Origin of the sequence: Methylobacterium sp. CCH5-D2, from assembly GCF_001556475.1 — a bacterium.
GTDB classification, from domain to species: domain Bacteria; phylum Pseudomonadota; class Alphaproteobacteria; order Rhizobiales; family Beijerinckiaceae; genus Methylobacterium; species Methylobacterium hispanicum.
The window spans coordinates 1-15,063 of record NZ_LSIX01001113.1 but is presented as its reverse complement, the minus strand read 5'-3'; the positions used below and the strand labels follow the sequence as shown (position 1 = coordinate 15,063).

The following is a 15,063-nucleotide window of genomic DNA, read 5'->3' as shown; positions in this document are numbered from 1 at the left end:
CTTCCCCCGTCTCCTGGCGCCCGCCGCCGCGGCGGGCGCCAGGAGACGGGGGAAGCGAACGGCGAGGCCGGCGACGAGCCGCGCCACGCCGCCGAGGACGAGGGCGACGCGGAGGACGAGGCCGAGCCGGCCGGGACGGACGAGGCCGCCGGGACCGCGGAGGTCGCGTCCGAGGACACGGCCGAGACCGAGGCGGCGGGCGAGCAGGCCGAGGACGGCGAGGGCCGCCGCCGCCGCCGCCGCGGGCGCCGGGGCGGGCGCGGACGCTCGGAGGGCCGCGGCCGCGAGGCCGCCGCCTCGGACGAGACCGATGCGGACGAGGCCGAGCCCGACGCCGTCGCGGTCCTGTCGCCGGAGGAGCCGGTGAGCGCCGAGGTCCTGGCCGCGACGGTCGAGGCGCCCGACGCCGGAGACACCACGGCCCGGGAGACGGCGGTCGAGCTGCCGGTCGCCGGCGCGGCGCCCGAGCCCGCCTCGCAGGCCGAGGCTGCGGAGGCTGCATCCGCGGCGTCGCCCGAGCCGGCTCCCCGGACCGAGGCGGCCCCGCCGCCGGAGCCGGTCGCCGTGGTGCTGAGCGCGCCGTCCGATCCCGACCGTCCCAAGCGCGCCGGCTGGTGGTCGCGCACCAAGGCGGCCCTGACCGGCGAGTGAGGCGCGGGCCTAGCGCTCCGCCACCGTGATCCGCGGACGCGCCGTCCGCAGCCCAGCGGGGCCCGGTTCGCCGGGCCCCGCCGCGCGTTCCGGGGCCTCGCGGGGCGCTCCCGGCCTCGCAGGGCGCTCCCGGCCTCGCAGGGCGGCACAACCTGAGCGTGCTTAAGTTCGCCCCGAGAGATCAAATCCGTGTTAAGCCCCTTTGGGGACACCCGATGGCTTTAACTGACGGTTGAGGGCCTTGCGGGAAGATGCCCTTCAGAACGAGAAGTCTGAGGGGTCCCACCATGTTCGCACTGTTCCGCGGAAGCCGGCCTGCGGAGCTGCCGCCGGCCGTGCTCGATGCCGCGCCCGCGGTGATCGAGGCTCCCGCGCCACCCGAACCGCCCGCGCTCGACGCCACGATGCTGCGGCTGCAGGCGAGCCTCTCGGCGGCCGCCTCGGAGGCCGGCACCTCGATCGGCTGGATCACCCACGACTCCGCGCAGATCTCCGAGCAGGCCCGGCTGATCGCCGCGGCGGGCGAGGAACTCGCCGCCACCACGAGCGAGGTCGCGGCCCGCTCTCAGACCTCCGCCGAGACCGCCGAGCGGGCCCGGGTCGGCATCGGCGAGTGCGCCGCCGACATGCGGCTCGCCGCCGAGCGGATGCAGGTGATCGAGGCGCGCTCCACCGAGATCGGCGGCTGCCTCGACGGCTTCGCGGCGGCCGCGCGCCGGATCGAGGAGATGGCGAGCGCCATCGCGGCGATCTCGGCCCAGACCAACCTGCTGGCGCTGAACGCTACCATCGAGGCGGCCCGCGCCGGCGAGGCGGGCCGCGGCTTCGCGGTGGTGGCCGGCGAGGTCAAGGCCCTCTCGGCCCAGACCGCGAAGGCCACCGACGAGATCCGGGCCCGCCTCACGGCGCTGCAGGGCGAGCTGTCGGCGATGCACGACGCGGTCGAGCACAGCCGCGCCGCCGTCACGGCCGGCTCCGAGGTGATGACCCGGGTCAACGCCCGCGTCGAGAGCGAGAGCGCGGCGGTGGCCGCGGCGGCCTCCGAGATGCGCGCCATGGTGGGGATCATGGAGCAGCAGATCACCGCCACGGGCGAGATCGCCGCCAACGTCGGCAACATCGCCGCCGGCACCGAGAAGTCCCGCCGCGAGATCGGCGACGCCATCGGCCGCCTCGACGCGCTGGAGGGGATGAGCCGCTCGCTGCTCGACCGTCAGCCGGGCGACGCGCGCCTCGTGCGGCTCGGCCGGTTGCCGGCCGACTGCGCGGCCTGGCGCCGCCGGCTCGCCGCCTGCCTCGTCGGCCTGGCGCAGGCGCAGGAGGCGGCGGCGCTCGCGGTGCGGCCCGACGCGGAGATGCCGCCGGCCGTCCGCACCGCCCTCACCGAGGCCGGCGCCAAGGCCGATGCGATGGCCGGGCACATCCGGGCCGCCGCCTGGGGCGAGGCGGCCGGCGCCTTCCAGGCCTTCGAGGCCCATCTGGCCGAGGCCGTGAAGGCCGCCGAGGCGGCCTTCGCGCGGGCGGCCTGAGACGCGGGATCCCGAAGGGCGGCAGCCCTTCGGCGGGGTCTCGGGGCGGCACCCCCGAGCCATGATCCCCGGGCTCCGCCCCGGCCCCGCCAAAGGTCTCGGACCTCCGGGAACCGGGACCTGCCTCAGCCGAGCCAGCCGCGCAGGCGCCGCACCGCCTCGCGGCAATCGTCCTCCGAGCCCGCGAAGGAGAAGCGCACATGGTGCGCGCCCTCCGCCGGGTCGAAATCGAGTCCCGGGGTCGCCGCGACGCCCGCCTCCGCCAGCATGCGGCGGCAGAACTCCGCGGCGTCGTCCGTGAGGTCGGAGACGTCGGCGTAGAGGTAGAAGGCCCCGTCCGCCGGATGCGTCCGCCCGAGCCCGAGCCCGGGCAAGGCGTCGAGCAGGATCGCCCGGTTGCGGGCGTAGCCGTCGCGCACCGCGTCGAGTTCCTCGCCCGCCTCGAAAGCCGCGAGCGCGCCCACCTGCGAGAGGTAGGGGGCTGAGATGTAGAGGTTCTGCGCCAGCCGCTCGATCGGCCGCACGAGGCTGTCGGGCACCACCATCCAGCCGACGCGCCAGCCGGTCATGCAGTGGTATTTCGAGAACGAGTTGATCACGATCGCGTCCGCGTCGAACTGCAGCGCGGTCGCGCTCGGCAGGCCGTCGTAGCCGAGCCCGTGGTAGATCTCGTCGGAGATGAACGGCAGGCTGAGGTCGCGCGCCGCGGCGCAGAGGGCGCGCAGAGCGTCCGGCGCGATCACCGTGCCGGAGGGGTTGGCCGGGCTCATCACCAGGACGCCCGAGAGCCGGGCCTGGGCGTGCACCGCCCGCAGCAGCTCCGCCGTCGGGGCGAAGCGGTCCTCGGCCCGCAGCACCATCGGCGTCGCCACGAGGTCGAGGGCCGCGAGGATGCTGCGATAGGCCGGGTAGCCGGGCTGCGGAACGCCGACCCGGGCGCCCGCGTCGAACAGGCTCATGAAGGCCAGGATGAAGCCTGCCGACGAGCCGGTGGTGACGACGACCCGCTCCGGGGCCACATCGACGCCGTAGCGGTCGCGGTAGTCCCGGGCGATCCGCTCCCGCAGGGCCGGCAGCCCGAGGGCCTCGGTGTAAGGCACCCGGCCGTGCGCCAGGGCCCCTTGCGCCGCCGCGATCACCGCCCGGGGCGCGGGGGCGGAGGGCTGGCCGACCTCCATGTGGACCACGCTGCCGCCGGCCCGCTCCCGGGCGGCGGCGGCCGTCATCACGTCCATGGCGAGGAAGGGGGCGACCGCCGCGACGCGGCGCGAGGGGAGGAGCATGGCGTTTCCATCCGCGGGTTGCGGGCGCCAGAGGACCGAGTTTGCTGGGCGGCGCAAGGGACGGTGTGCCGTGCGGGCGGCGGACGGGCCCGCGATTTGACCGTCCGCCGTGAAAAGGCCTAACCGGACGCCTACCTGAATCGCGCTTTCGCCGGCCGGCCCGGCCGGCGCCCCCGCGCGCAGCGAGGACGTATGCCTGTCTCCCGTTCCGTCTCGATCCTGGCCCTGACGCTCGCCCTCGGGGCTGCGCCCGTCTCGACCCGGTCCGCCCTGGCCCAGGAGCCCGCCTCCTCCGCCGCGCCGGTCTTCAGCGATCAGCAGCGGCAGGCGATCGAGTCGATCGTGAAGGAATACCTGATCAAGAACCCCGACGTCCTGCAGGAGGCGATCGCCGAGGGCGAGCGCCGCCAGATGGAGACGCAGCGCCTCGCCCAGGCCGCCGCGCTCAAGGAGGCGAAGGACGCGCTCCACAACGGCCCGCACGACGTGGTCGCCGGCAACCCGAACGGCGACGTCACCCTGGTGGAGTTCTTCGACTACAATTGCGGCTACTGCCGCAAGGCGCTCGGCGACATCCAGACCCTGATCAAGACCGACCCGAAGCTGCGCGTCGTGATCAAGGACTTCCCGGTGCTCGGCCCGGAATCGCTGGAAGCGAGCCAGATCGCGCTCGCGGTCAAGCAACAGGCCAAGGGCGAGAAGCTGTTCGAGTTCCACCAGAAGCTCTTGGAGTCGAAGGGCCGGGTGAACGGCGCCCGCGCGCTCCAGGTGGCCAAGGAGATGGGCCTCGACGTCGCCCGCATCCAGCGGGACGCGGCCGGGCCGGAGGTGAAGGCGGCGCTCGCCGAGAACCGCGGCCTCGGCGACAAGCTCGGGCTCTCCGGCACGCCGGCCTTCGTCATCGGCGAGGAGATCATCCCGGGCGCCGTCGGCGTCGATCCGATCCGCAAGACCATCGCGGACGTGCGCCAGTGCGGGCACGCCTCCTGCTGAGCGGTCCGGCACGCGGCCCACATCCACGCGGCGCGCCCTTGTGGCGCCCGCGCGCCTTCGTTTAAGAGCGGCCCGCCTCCCCTACCGGGCCGACCCGACGGTTCCATGATCCCGATCCACGTCCTCAACGGGCCGAACCTCAACCTGCTCGGCCGCCGCGAGCCCGGCATCTACGGCACCGCGACGCTGGCCGACATCGAGCGCGACCTGCGCGCGCAGGCCGCGACGCTCGGCGTCGCGCTGACCTTCCGGCAGACGAACCACGAGGGCGAACTCGTCGGCTTCGTGCAGGAGGCGGGTCTCGCGGGCGCGGGCGTGCTGATCAACGCCGCCGCCTACACCCACACCTCCGTGGCGCTCCGCGACGCGATCAGCGGCAGCGGCGCGCTCGCGATCGAGATCCATCTCTCGAACGTCCACGCCCGCGAGGCGTTTCGCCACCACTCCTTCCTCGCTCCCGTCTGCGCGGGCGTGATCTGCGGCTTCGGCCCGATGAGCTACAGCCTCGGCCTCGACGCGCTGGCACGCCTGCTGGCCGCCCGGAGCGGCACCCCGACCCAACCGACATCGCCGTGAAAGACCCCGCCCCGATGCCCAAGCACGACCCCATCGACCCCGACCTCGTGCGCGAGTTGGCCAACCTCGTCACCGAGACCGGCCTCTCCGAGATCGAGGTGGAGAAGGGGGACCTGCGCATCCGCGTCGTGCGCCGCCTGGAGCCGGTGAGCGTGCAGGTGGCCGCGCCCGCCCCCGTGGCCGCGCTCGCGCCTGCCGCAGCCCCGGGCGCGCCGGCCCCGGCACCCGCTCCCGCCTCGCCCCGGGCGCATCCCGGCGCCGTGCCGTCGCCGATGGTCGGCACCGCCTATCGCCGCCCCTCGCCCGACGCCAAGCCCTTCGTCGAGGTCGGATCGAAGGTCGAGGCCGGCGAGAAGGTGCTGCTCATCGAGGCGATGAAGACCTTCAACGAGATCGTCGCCCCGCGCGCCGGCACGGTCAGCGCGATCTTTGTCGAGGACGGCCAGCCCGTCGAGTTCGGCGAGCCGCTGCTGGCGATCGAGTAGGCGCGATGTTCGACAAGATCCTGATCGCCAACCGCGGCGAGATCGCGCTGCGCATCCTGCGGGCGGCCAAGGAGCTCGGCATCGCGACCGTCGCGGTCCACTCGACCGCCGACGCCGACGCCATGCACGTGCGGCTCGCCGACGAGAGCGTCTGCATCGGCCCGCCGGCCGCCCGCGAGAGCTACCTGAACATCCCCTCGATCATCGCGGCCTGCGAGATCACGGGCGCGGACGCGGTGCATCCGGGCTACGGCTTCCTCTCGGAGAACGCCCGCTTCGCCGAGGTGCTGGCCCACCACAACATCGGCTTCATCGGCCCGAAGGCCGAGCACATCCGCACGATGGGCGACAAGATCGAGGCCAAGCGCACGGCGCTCTCCCTCGGCATCCCCTGCGTGCCGGGCTCGGAGGGCGGCATCGATGACATCGACGCGGCCAAGCGGGTCGCCGCCGAGATCGGCTATCCGGTCCTCGTCAAGGCCGCCTCCGGCGGCGGCGGGCGCGGCATGAAGGTCGCCCGCACCGAGGCCGACCTGGAGCAGGCGGTGGTCCTCGCCCGCACCGAGGCCAAGGCCGCCTTCGGAGACGACGCGGTCTATCTCGAGAAGTATCTGGAGAAGCCGCGCCACATCGAGGTGCAGATCCTCGGCGACGGGCGGGGCGACGCCGTGCACCTGGCCGAGCGCGACTGCTCGCTCCAGCGCCGCCACCAGAAGGTCTGGGAAGAGGGCGGCTCGCCCGCCCTCAACGAGGCGATGCGGGCCGAGATCGGCGGCATCTGCTCGGCCGCGATGAAGAAGCTCGGCTATCGCGGCGCCGGCACCATCGAGTTCCTGTACGAGGACGGGCGCTTCTACTTCATCGAGATGAACACGCGCATCCAGGTGGAGCATCCCGTCACCGAGATGATCACCGGCATCGACCTCGTGAACGAGCAGATCCGGGTCGCGGCGGGCAGCGACCTCTCGGTCAGCCAGGACGAGATCCGGGTCGAGGGCCACGCCATCGAGTGCCGGATCAACGCCGAGCATCCGGCCACCTTCCGGCCCTCGCCCGGCCAGATCACCTACTACCACCCGCCGGGCGGCCTCGGCGTGCGGGTCGATTCGGCGGCCTTCCAGGGCTACCGCATCCCGCCGAACTACGACTCCCTGATCGGCAAGCTGATCGTGCACGGGCGCACCCGCAACGAGTGCCTGATGCGCCTGCGGCGGGCGCTCGACGAGTTCGTCATCGACGGCGTCGACACGACCCTGCCGCTGTTCCGCACCCTCGTGCGCAACGCCGACGTGCAGAACGGCGCCTACGACATCCACTGGCTGGAAGGTTTTCTGGAAGCGGGCGGCCTCGCGACCTGAGGGCGTCCATCCCTGAAATTCGAAGGAGGCCGGTCCCGGCGGGGCCGGCCTTTTTCATGGCTTGTGAGGGGCCCGCCCGATCCGTTACGCCTCTTAGTGCGGGCGCCCTTCCAGAGCGGCCGGCCTGCCCCATAATCGGTTCATGCACGACGGCGCCCGCGTGGAGATCACCCCGGAGATCCTGCTCAAGGCCTACGCCGCCGGCATCTTCCCGATGGCCGAGGACGCGACCGACCCGACCCTATACTGGGTCGAACCGCGTGCCCGCGGCGTGCTGCCGCTCGACGGCTTCCGCATAGCCCGGCGCCTCGCCCGCACGGTGCGCTCGGACGTGTTCGAGGTCCGCACCGACACCGATTTCGACGCGGTGATCTCGGGCTGCGCCGCGCCGCGCCGGGACAGCGAGCGCACCTGGATCAACGGGCGCATCCGCGAACTCTACGGCGCCCTGTTCGACCAGGGCCACGCCCACACGGTCGAGGTCTACGCGGAGGGGCAGTTGGTCGGCGGCCTCTACGGCGTCTCGCTCGGCGCCGCCTTCTTCGGCGAGAGCATGTTCCACACGGTGCGCGACGCCTCGAAGGTCGCCCTGGTCCACCTGATGGCGCGGCTCAAAGCCTGCGGCTACCGCCTCGCCGACACCCAGTTCGTCACCGACCACCTCGCCCAGTTCGGGGCCGAGGAGTTGCCGCGCCACGTCTACAAGCGGCGGCTGGCCGAGGCTCTCACCGAGCAGGCGGACTGGACCGCGTGGCCGGCGAGCGTGCGCGGCGCGGAGGCGTTGGCCGCGCTCGGCGCCTGAGGGATCAGCGGAACAGCGCGTCGAACAGCGATTGCGGCTGCTGCGGCGGGGGGGCCGGGGCCGGCCCCTCGTTCGAGGGGAAGAACTTGCGCGAGGGCTTCTGGCGGGGCTGGACCGGCACGCCGCGCGGCGCCTCGACATCGACCTGACCCGCGGAGTTGACCTGCTGGGCGGTCTTCGTCTGGTCGCGGCCCTTGCGCGTCTTCTCGGGCTTGGAGGCGAGCGCGGGCACGTCCTCCTGCTCCTTGGCCTCGGCGATCACATCGGTGCCGCCCTTACAGTCGACCAGCCAGACGTCGTAGATCGGGTGCTCGATCGCGTGCAGCCCCGGGCTCGCGGCGAACATCCAGCCGGTGAAGATGCGGCGGTACTTGTTGTCGAGCGTGACCTCGTCGACCTCTAGGAAGGCGGTGGTCTTGGCGCTCTCGGTGGGGGGCCGCGTGTAGCAGACCCGCGGGGTGAGCTGGAGCGCGCCGAACTGCACCGTCTCGTCCACCGCCACCTCGAAGGAAACGATGCGGCCGGTGATCTTGTCGAGGCCCGAGAACACGGCCGTCGGGTTCTTGATCTTGTCGGCGGCGGCGGGAAGGCTGCCGAGGGCCAGCAGGCCGGCGGCGAGCGCGGCGCCCGACAGGCGTGCGGTGATGCGGCTCAAGGCGGGGCCCTCCGGGAACGCGGGTTCAGACGCGCGAGACCGCCTTCAAGACCCGAACGGTGGTGAATTGAGGGCGAGCCCTACTCGCCGGGCGTCCACGGCACGTAGTCGCCGGTGGCGGCCGGCCGCGCGCCCCAGGAGAGCTGCGAGCCCTTCGGCCGGTAGGCGTCGGGCGAGCCGGTCTGGTTCTCGACATGCGGCCGCTCCCAGGCGCGCGGCTTGTAGTCCTCCTCGCTCGGCGGGACCTCGACGTTGTGGCAGAGCCAGCCGCGCCAGCCGGGCGGCACCTTCGAGGCGTCGGCGTAGCCGTTGTAGACCACCCAGCGCCGCTCGGGCCCGACCGAGCGGTCGATCAGCGGTCCCATCGCGCGGTAGTATTTGTTGCCGAGCTCGTCGCTGCCGACATAGGTGCCGCTGCGCGCGGTGGTGAGGGCGAGCGAGACCGTCTGCCCGTTCCACCACGTGAAGATGCGCAGCAGCGTGTCCTTGAGAGCCATCGCGTGTCCCCGGGGCCTTCGAAGCGAGTCCCCGCGCGGGCGCGAGGCTTCGGGCGGGTTATGGTCAGCGCGGGCCAGCGAGTCCAGTCGAAAGCCGCCGCCCGCTCCTCCCGGGTGTCGCCGAAATGTCGCTGCCGGGGTTCGCGGACGGGTCCGGGATCCTGCGCCGACTGTCGTTTCGCGCAGGGGTTGCGGAGCCCTGTGGATCGAAAATTTTCCGGAACCGAATCCGGGAAGCCGAAAGAGCACTTAGCCAAGCGCTGCGCGATATCCACAGGGATTTCGCTTCTCCTACCACATCTAGCGTGGAACTCGGAGCCGGCACACCACTTGTTGACGTGAAGGCGGCCCCGGCGTTAATCTCCGGGTCATGGTCCGGGCGGCTCGGCCAAGGGGTTCAGGGCTCGCGCGGGCACCTTCACGTCATCATCGCCGGTCCCGCCGCAGTCCCATCCTGCGTCGGATCCGGTGCCCCCAGAGTTGGGACCATATCCTGCGCGCGAGCGTGGGACGGGGCCGTCGCGCCCCGTCGGGAGAGGTGTGTTTCATGCGGTTCGAGCGTCGCTACACCACGGCCGGGCAATCCCCCTACGCCGCCATCCCGTTCCGCAAGGCCCTGAGCGAGATCCGCAACCCGGACGGCTCGGTGGTCTTCCGGCTCGACGGCATCTCGGTCCCCGAGGGCTGGAGCCAGGTCGCGAGCGACGTGCTCGCGCAGAAGTACTTCCGCAAGGCCGGCGTGCCCGCCCGCCTGCGCAAGGTCGAGGAGAACGACGTCCCCTCCTTCCTCTGGCGCTCGGTCGCCGACGAGGTGGCGCTCGCCGAGCTGCCCGAGGAGGAGCGCACCGGCTCCGAGACCTCGGCGACCCAGGTCTTCGACCGCCTCGCGGGCTGCTGGACCTACTGGGGCTGGAAGGGCGGCTACTTCTCGTCCGAAGAGGACGCCCAGGCCTTCATGGACGAGCTGCGCTTCATGCTGGCCCGCCAGATGGTGGCGCCGAACTCGCCGCAATGGTTCAACACCGGCCTGCACTGGGCCTACGGCATCGACGGGCCGAGCCAGGGCCATTATTACTGCGACCCGAAGACCGGTGAGCTGACGAAGTCGGCCACCGCCTACGAGCACCCGCAGCCGCACGCCTGCTTCATCCAGTCGGTCCAGGACGACCTCGTCAACGAGGGCGGCATCATGGACCTGTGGGTACGCGAGGCGCGCCTGTTCAAGTACGGCTCGGGCACCGGCTCGAACTTCTCGATGCTGCGCGGCGAGAACGAGCGCCTCGGCGGCGGCGGCAAGTCGTCGGGCCTGATGAGCTTCCTCAAGATCGGCGATCGGGCGGCCGGCGCCATCAAGTCGGGCGGCACCACGCGCCGCGCCGCCAAGATGGTCATCGTCGACATCGACCATCCCGACATCGAGTCCTTCATCGACTGGAAGGTCAAGGAGGAGCAGAAGGTCGCCGCTCTCGTCACCGGCTCCAAGGTCGTCTCGAAGCACCTCACGCTCGTGATGAAGGCCTGCACCCAGTGCGAGGCGGAAGGCGACGCCTGCTTCGACCCTGAGCGCAACCCGGTGCTCAAGCGCGAGATCAAGGCCGCGCGCCGCGCCTCGGTGCCGGACGCCTACATCAAGCGCGTGGTGCAGTTCGCCCGCCAGGGCTTCACCAAGATCGACTTCCCGGTCTACGACACCGACTGGGATTCCGAGGCCTACCTCACGGTGGCGGGCCAGAACTCCAACAACTCGGTCTCGCTCACCGACGACTTCCTGCGCGCGGTGGAAGCCGACAAGCCCTGGAACCTGACGTCGCGCACCACCGGCAAGGTGGTGAAGACGCCGCAGGCCCGCGACCTCTGGGAGAAGATCGGCGAGGCGGCCTGGGCCTCGGCCGATCCCGGCCTGCACTTCAACACCACGATGAACGATTGGCACACCTGCCCGCAGGGCGGGCGGATCCGGGCCTCGAACCCGTGCTCCGAGTACATGTTCCTCGACGACACGGCCTGCAATCTCGCCTCGGCCAACCTGCTGACGATGTACGATCGGCAGAGCAAGCGCTTCGACGTGGAGGCCTTCGAGCACCTCAACCGCCTCTGGACGGTGGTGCTCGAGATCTCGGTGATGATGGCGCAGTTCCCGTCGAAGGAGATCGCCGAACTCTCCTACAAGTACCGCACGCTCGGCCTCGGCTACGCCAATATCGGCGGCCTCCTCATGACCATGGGCCTACCCTACGACTCGAAGGAGGGCCGGGCGCTGGCCGGCGCGCTCACCGCGATCATGACGGGCGTGGCCTACGCCACCTCCGCCGAGATGGCGGCCGAGCTCGGGCCCTTCGCGGCCTACGAGGACAATGCCGACGCGATGCTGCGGGTGATCCGCAACCACCGCCGCGCCGCGCACGGCGAGGCGGAGGGCTACGAGTTCCTCAACATCGCCCCCGTGGCGCTGGACCACGCCAACATCCCGCAGGCCGACCTGGGTGAGCACGCCCGCGCCGCCTGGGACCGGGCGCTGGCGCTCGGCGAGGAGCACGGCTACCGCAACGCCCAGGCCACCGTGATCGCGCCGACCGGCACGATCGGCCTCGTGATGGATTGCGATACCACCGGCATCGAGCCCGATTTCGCGCTGGTGAAGTTCAAGAAGCTCGCGGGCGGCGGCTACTTCAAGATCATCAACCAAGCCGCGCCGGACGCGCTCCGGGCGCTGGGCTACCGCGAGTCCGAGATCGCCGAGATCGAGGCCTACGCGGTCGGCCACGGCTCGATGGGTCAGGCCCCGGCGATCAACCCGGCGACCTTGCGTGCCAAGGGCTTCACCGACGAGAAGATCGCGGCGGTGGAGGCGGGCCTCAAGTCGGCCTTCGACATCAAGTTCGTGTTCAACCGCTGGACGCTCGGCGACGACTTCCTGACGAGCACCCTGAAGGTGCCGGCCGAGAAGCTCGCCGACCCGACCTTCGAGCTGCTGCCGCACCTCGGCTTCACCAAGCGCGACATCGAGGCCGCCAACACCCATATCTGCGGGGCGATGACGCTGGAGGGCGCTCCTCACCTCAAGACAGAGCACTACGCGGTGTTCGACTGCGCCAACCCCTGCGGGCGCATCGGAAAGCGCTACCTCTCGGTCGAGAGCCACATCCGCATGATGGCCGCGGCCCAGCCCTTCATCTCTGGGGCGATCTCCAAGACCATCAACATGCCGAACGACGCGACCGTCGAGGATTGTAAGGCGGCTTATCTGCTGTCCTGGCGCCTCGCGCTCAAGGCCAACGCCCTCTACCGCGACGGCTCGAAGCTGTCGCAGCCCCTCAACGCCGCCCTGGTCTCGGACGACGAGGAAGAGGCCGACGAGGGTGTCGAGGCGCTGATCCAGGCGCCGGCCGCCGCCAAGGCTGCTCTGGCCGCCGAGAAGATCGTCGAGCGGGTGATCGAGCGCGTCGAGCGCATCCGCTCCCGCGAGAAGCTACCGGCCCGGCGCAAGGGCTACACGCAGAAGGCGGTGGTGGGCGGCCACAAGGTGTACTTGCGCACTGGCGAGTACGACGACGGGCGGCTGGGCGAGATCTTCATCGACATGCACAAGGAGGGCGCGACCTTCCGGAGCCTGATGAACAACTTCGCCATCGCGATCTCGCTCGGCCTCCAGTACGGCGTGCCGCTGGAGGAGTACGTCGAGGCCTTCACCTTCACCCGCTTCGAGCCGGCGGGCTTCGTGCAGGGCAACGACGCGATCAAGAACGCCACGTCGCTCCTCGATTACGTCTTCCGCGAGCTGGCGGTCTCGTATCTCGGCCGGGCAGACCTCGCCCACGTCAACCCGAACGAGATCGGCGGCACGGTGATCGGCGGCGGCGAGAGCGGCGACACCACCCGCGACGCGGCGAAGCCCGCGCCCGCGGCGGCCATCGTCTCCCGCGGCCTCGTGCGCGGCTCGGCCGACCGGCTCACCCTGATCCAGGGCGGCCCGGCCGGCGGCACGGTCGGGGTCGGCGCGGGCTCGGCGGGCCAGAGCGCACCGGCCGGCGGCACAGTCCACGCGCTGCGCGGCGCAACCGCGCTGAAGGCGGAGCCGGCCGCGGCGATCGAGACGCTGCCCTTCGCGCAAGCGGAGCCCGCCGAGCGCAGCGTCGCGGACCGCCGGGCCGAGGCCAAGATGAAGGGCTATGTCGGCGAGGCCTGCCCCGAATGCGCGAACTTCACGCTGGTCCGCAACGGCACCTGCCTGAAGTGCGACACCTGCGGTGGCACGACCGGCTGCTCGTAACCTCGCCGGCCTGCTGCCGAGGGGCGTGTCTGCGGATCATCGCCCCTCGGCAGAACCTGCCGAGATCGCTCCGGGCCTTGCCTTCCAGCAGAGGCGGGACCTCGGTGGCTCGCGCAAGCGTCCATTTGCTCCGAGCGCACATCGGCGCTAGCCTCCTCGGGACGCGAACGCGACCGATTTGCGCGGCGAGCGATCCGATGTCTCACGAAGCGCTCATCTCCCTTGCCCTTGCCGCCGGCTTCACCTTGGGCTGTCTCGGCATCCATCGTGCCCGCCGACATCCGGATGCCGTTGCGCTGACCCTGATCCTGCTCTTCGGCCTGCTGGCGACACTGTATGTCGGCCGCTACGCTCACATGAACGGCCATCGTACCGCCGAACATGCGGGGCCCGACCACAACTGGACGGCAGAGCTGAAGCCCCGGATGCTGTGAGCGATCTTCCGACCGCAGCCCCCACCGCCCGATAGGGCCACGCATACTGTTCCGCTTCGGCCAGGCAGGCTCCTGCGCCGCTCCGGCCCACAGGCGTTCGGCGCCTCACACAATCGCGCCGGCCCATCCTGCGAACAGCCCGGCGGCGAGCCAGCCTCCGAAGAGCAGGACAGATACCTCGATCGGGTCGCGCCAAGCGCTCCAAACCTCGACCGCCGCCGCAATCCTGCCGATCTTTCGCATCGCAACCCCCGTCTCGTCCTCCGATTGACTGAATAGCGAAGCTTGAGGCCCGCACCACACCGCGTTGGTGGGTAATCCTTTCGGATGATGTCAGCCCCCTGGTCGCGGGGCGCCGTCCCGCGCTCTCCGACGACCCGGAACCGCCCGGGACTTCGGCGCGCGATACGGCTCTGATTGCGCGGGCATCCGGACCATCGTCCCGGCGCGACCGCGATCGACGGAGGGCCCATGCGCGCGGGCGGGACGACCGGCGCAGCCACCGAGCCCCGCCCCGTTGTATGCGAAGGTGTGCAGGGCCCGTCGTGGGCGGCGCCGTCGACGAGCATCGAGGCGCCGTCGAATCGGATGGTCCGACCCGAGCAGCAGGTCGGCGACGCAGGGGCCAGCGTCCCGACCTGCCGGCCGCCGGCATAACCTGATCGGGCCAAGCACAGCGACGTCCCAGGCTGTGCCGTCCGCGCTCACTCCGCAAGGCGTTCGCTCCGGATCTTCCGGGGCATCGCCGATCCGGACGTCGGCGATGCCGAGCCGCGCATCGCCTCCCCATCCGCGTCGCCGCTCCAATCGGCCGGCGGATCAGATGACCGTCGCCGGGTGATCCGCGCAGGCCCCCGCTCCGACGTATCCGCGACACGTGCGCTCGCGCACGCGGAGACTGGCATGCCAAGTGCTAATTTAGATCTCGCCCTTACGGGCGTTTCCTCCCAAGACTTCGGCCCGCCCGGCACCGCCGCGGCGGGCATTTTCTTTCCGCTCCCGTCGAACCGTACGGCTTCCGCCAGCGGAAGCCCCATCGTGCTTGCTCGGAACGGTTTGCGCATCCTTGCCGTTGCGTGGCGGCAACGCGGGGCGGAGCAGGATCCGCGATCCCCTCACCGACCACGGAACGAGAGAGCGCCCATGAACAAGCTCATCCGGAGCACGATGACGGCTGCCCTGCTGACGGCAGGCGCGACGATGGCCTTCGCCCAGGGGGGCGCCGCCGGAGGCGCTTCCGGTGGCGCCGGTGCCGGGACGGCAGGCGGCGGAGCGGGTGTCGGCGGCGGAGCGGGTGTCGGCGGCGGTGCAGGGGCTGGCGGTGCCGGGCCAGCCGCTCCGGGCGGCGGGGCCGGCATGCGCGGTGGGGCGCCCGGTGGCGAGGCCGGTGGCACGCGTAGTGGCACCGCGAGCGAGCCGCGGGGCGGTGGAAGCGAGGGACGTCCCGCAGCGGGCGAACGTGGCGGTACTGCCGAGCGAGACGGTGCCGAACGCGGCGCGGCGGGCGAGCGTCCCGGTGCGGCGCAGCGC

Annotated in this window: 12 protein-coding genes and 1 pseudogene; 10 read left to right on the top strand and 3 right to left on the bottom strand. The window is 71.6% G+C overall.

The window, feature by feature from the left end; genetic code table 11:
• A pseudogene (locus AX737_RS37030) lies at nt 1–651 on the top strand (ribonuclease E/G); the annotation flags it as partial.
• A gap of 287 nt (nt 652–938) precedes the next feature.
• A complete protein-coding gene (locus AX737_RS37035; protein WP_066921356.1) occupies nt 939–2,180 on the top strand; it encodes a methyl-accepting chemotaxis protein in 1,242 nt (413 codons plus the stop codon).
• 125 nt (nt 2,181–2,305) lie between these two features.
• Here the strand turns inward: AX737_RS37035 and AX737_RS37040 are convergent, their stop codons facing one another.
• Nucleotides 2,306–3,463, bottom strand: a complete 1,158-nt coding sequence (locus AX737_RS37040; protein ID WP_066921358.1) for an aminotransferase class I/II-fold pyridoxal phosphate-dependent enzyme — start codon at nt 3,461–3,463, stop codon at nt 2,306–2,308.
• A 192-nt stretch (nt 3,464–3,655) separates the two neighbouring features.
• Between AX737_RS37040 and AX737_RS37045 the strand changes: the two genes are divergently transcribed.
• From AX737_RS37045 to aat, 5 genes are all read left to right on the top strand, one after another.
• Nucleotides 3,656–4,456, top strand: coding sequence for a DsbA family protein (locus AX737_RS37045; RefSeq protein WP_066921360.1), 801 nt, complete (start codon nt 3,656–3,658; stop codon nt 4,454–4,456).
• A gap of 105 nt (nt 4,457–4,561) precedes the next feature.
• Complete coding sequence (aroQ, locus tag AX737_RS37050) at nt 4,562–5,032, top strand: type II 3-dehydroquinate dehydratase (RefSeq protein WP_066921362.1); 471 nt, start codon at nt 4,562–4,564, stop codon at nt 5,030–5,032.
• A gap of 14 nt (nt 5,033–5,046) precedes the next feature.
• Nucleotides 5,047–5,517, top strand: coding sequence for an acetyl-CoA carboxylase biotin carboxyl carrier protein (accB, locus tag AX737_RS37055; protein WP_066921363.1), 471 nt, complete (start codon nt 5,047–5,049; stop codon nt 5,515–5,517).
• Between the two features lie 5 nt (nt 5,518–5,522).
• Nucleotides 5,523–6,875 (top strand): acetyl-CoA carboxylase biotin carboxylase subunit, encoded by a 1,353-nt coding sequence (accC, locus tag AX737_RS37060; protein WP_066921365.1) that lies wholly within the window; start codon nt 5,523–5,525, stop codon nt 6,873–6,875.
• 142 nt (nt 6,876–7,017) lie between these two features.
• Nucleotides 7,018–7,677, top strand: a complete 660-nt coding sequence (gene aat, locus AX737_RS37065; RefSeq protein WP_066921367.1) for a leucyl/phenylalanyl-tRNA--protein transferase — start codon at nt 7,018–7,020, stop codon at nt 7,675–7,677.
• 4 nt (nt 7,678–7,681) lie between these two features.
• On the opposite strand, the gene AX737_RS37070 is transcribed toward aat, so the two are convergent.
• Both AX737_RS37070 and AX737_RS37075 read right to left on the bottom strand, forming a co-directional pair.
• Nucleotides 7,682–8,332: a DUF2155 domain-containing protein gene (locus tag AX737_RS37070; protein ID WP_066921369.1), complete on the bottom strand. Its 651-nt coding sequence runs from the start codon at nt 8,330–8,332 to the stop codon at nt 7,682–7,684.
• 80 nt (nt 8,333–8,412) lie between these two features.
• Nucleotides 8,413–8,829 carry an NADH:ubiquinone oxidoreductase subunit NDUFA12 gene (locus AX737_RS37075; protein WP_066921371.1) on the bottom strand — a complete coding sequence of 139 codons (417 nt, stop codon included), beginning with the start codon at nt 8,827–8,829 and terminating at the stop codon, nt 8,413–8,415.
• A 547-nt stretch (nt 8,830–9,376) separates the two neighbouring features.
• Here AX737_RS37075 and AX737_RS37080 point away from each other — a divergent pair.
• The 3 genes from AX737_RS37080 to AX737_RS37090 all read left to right on the top strand — a co-directional run.
• Entirely contained in the window at nt 9,377–13,099 is a 3,723-nt protein-coding gene (locus tag AX737_RS37080) for a vitamin B12-dependent ribonucleotide reductase (protein ID WP_066921373.1), read from the top strand.
• A 197-nt stretch (nt 13,100–13,296) separates the two neighbouring features.
• Nucleotides 13,297–13,533, top strand: coding sequence for a hypothetical protein (locus tag AX737_RS37085; protein WP_066921375.1), 237 nt, complete (start codon nt 13,297–13,299; stop codon nt 13,531–13,533).
• A gap of 1,240 nt (nt 13,534–14,773) precedes the next feature.
• Nucleotides 14,774–15,063 (top strand): hypothetical protein (locus AX737_RS37090; RefSeq protein WP_210173131.1); only part of this gene is annotated, 290 nt, incomplete at its 3' end.

Excerpts from the sequence above, each read along its gene's own strand:
- AX737_RS37045 (WP_066921360.1), top strand. The coding sequence starts at position 3,656 with ATGCCTGTCTCCCGTTCCGTCTCGATCCTGGCCCTGACGCTCGCCCTC.
- AX737_RS37075 (WP_066921371.1), bottom strand. The coding sequence starts at position 8,829 with ATGGCTCTCAAGGACACGCTGCTGCGCATCTTCACGTGGTGGAACGGG.
- AX737_RS37080 (WP_066921373.1), top strand. The coding sequence starts at position 9,377 with ATGCGGTTCGAGCGTCGCTACACCACGGCCGGGCAATCCCCCTACGCC.
- aat (WP_066921367.1), top strand. The coding sequence starts at position 7,018 with ATGCACGACGGCGCCCGCGTGGAGATCACCCCGGAGATCCTGCTCAAG.
- accB (WP_066921363.1), top strand. The coding sequence starts at position 5,047 with ATGCCCAAGCACGACCCCATCGACCCCGACCTCGTGCGCGAGTTGGCC.
- AX737_RS37040 (WP_066921358.1), bottom strand. The coding sequence starts at position 3,463 with ATGCTCCTCCCCTCGCGCCGCGTCGCGGCGGTCGCCCCCTTCCTCGCC.
- AX737_RS37085 (WP_066921375.1), top strand. The coding sequence starts at position 13,297 with ATGTCTCACGAAGCGCTCATCTCCCTTGCCCTTGCCGCCGGCTTCACC.
- AX737_RS37035 (WP_066921356.1), top strand. The coding sequence starts at position 939 with ATGTTCGCACTGTTCCGCGGAAGCCGGCCTGCGGAGCTGCCGCCGGCC.
- accC (WP_066921365.1), top strand. The coding sequence starts at position 5,523 with ATGTTCGACAAGATCCTGATCGCCAACCGCGGCGAGATCGCGCTGCGC.
- aroQ (WP_066921362.1), top strand. The coding sequence starts at position 4,562 with ATGATCCCGATCCACGTCCTCAACGGGCCGAACCTCAACCTGCTCGGC.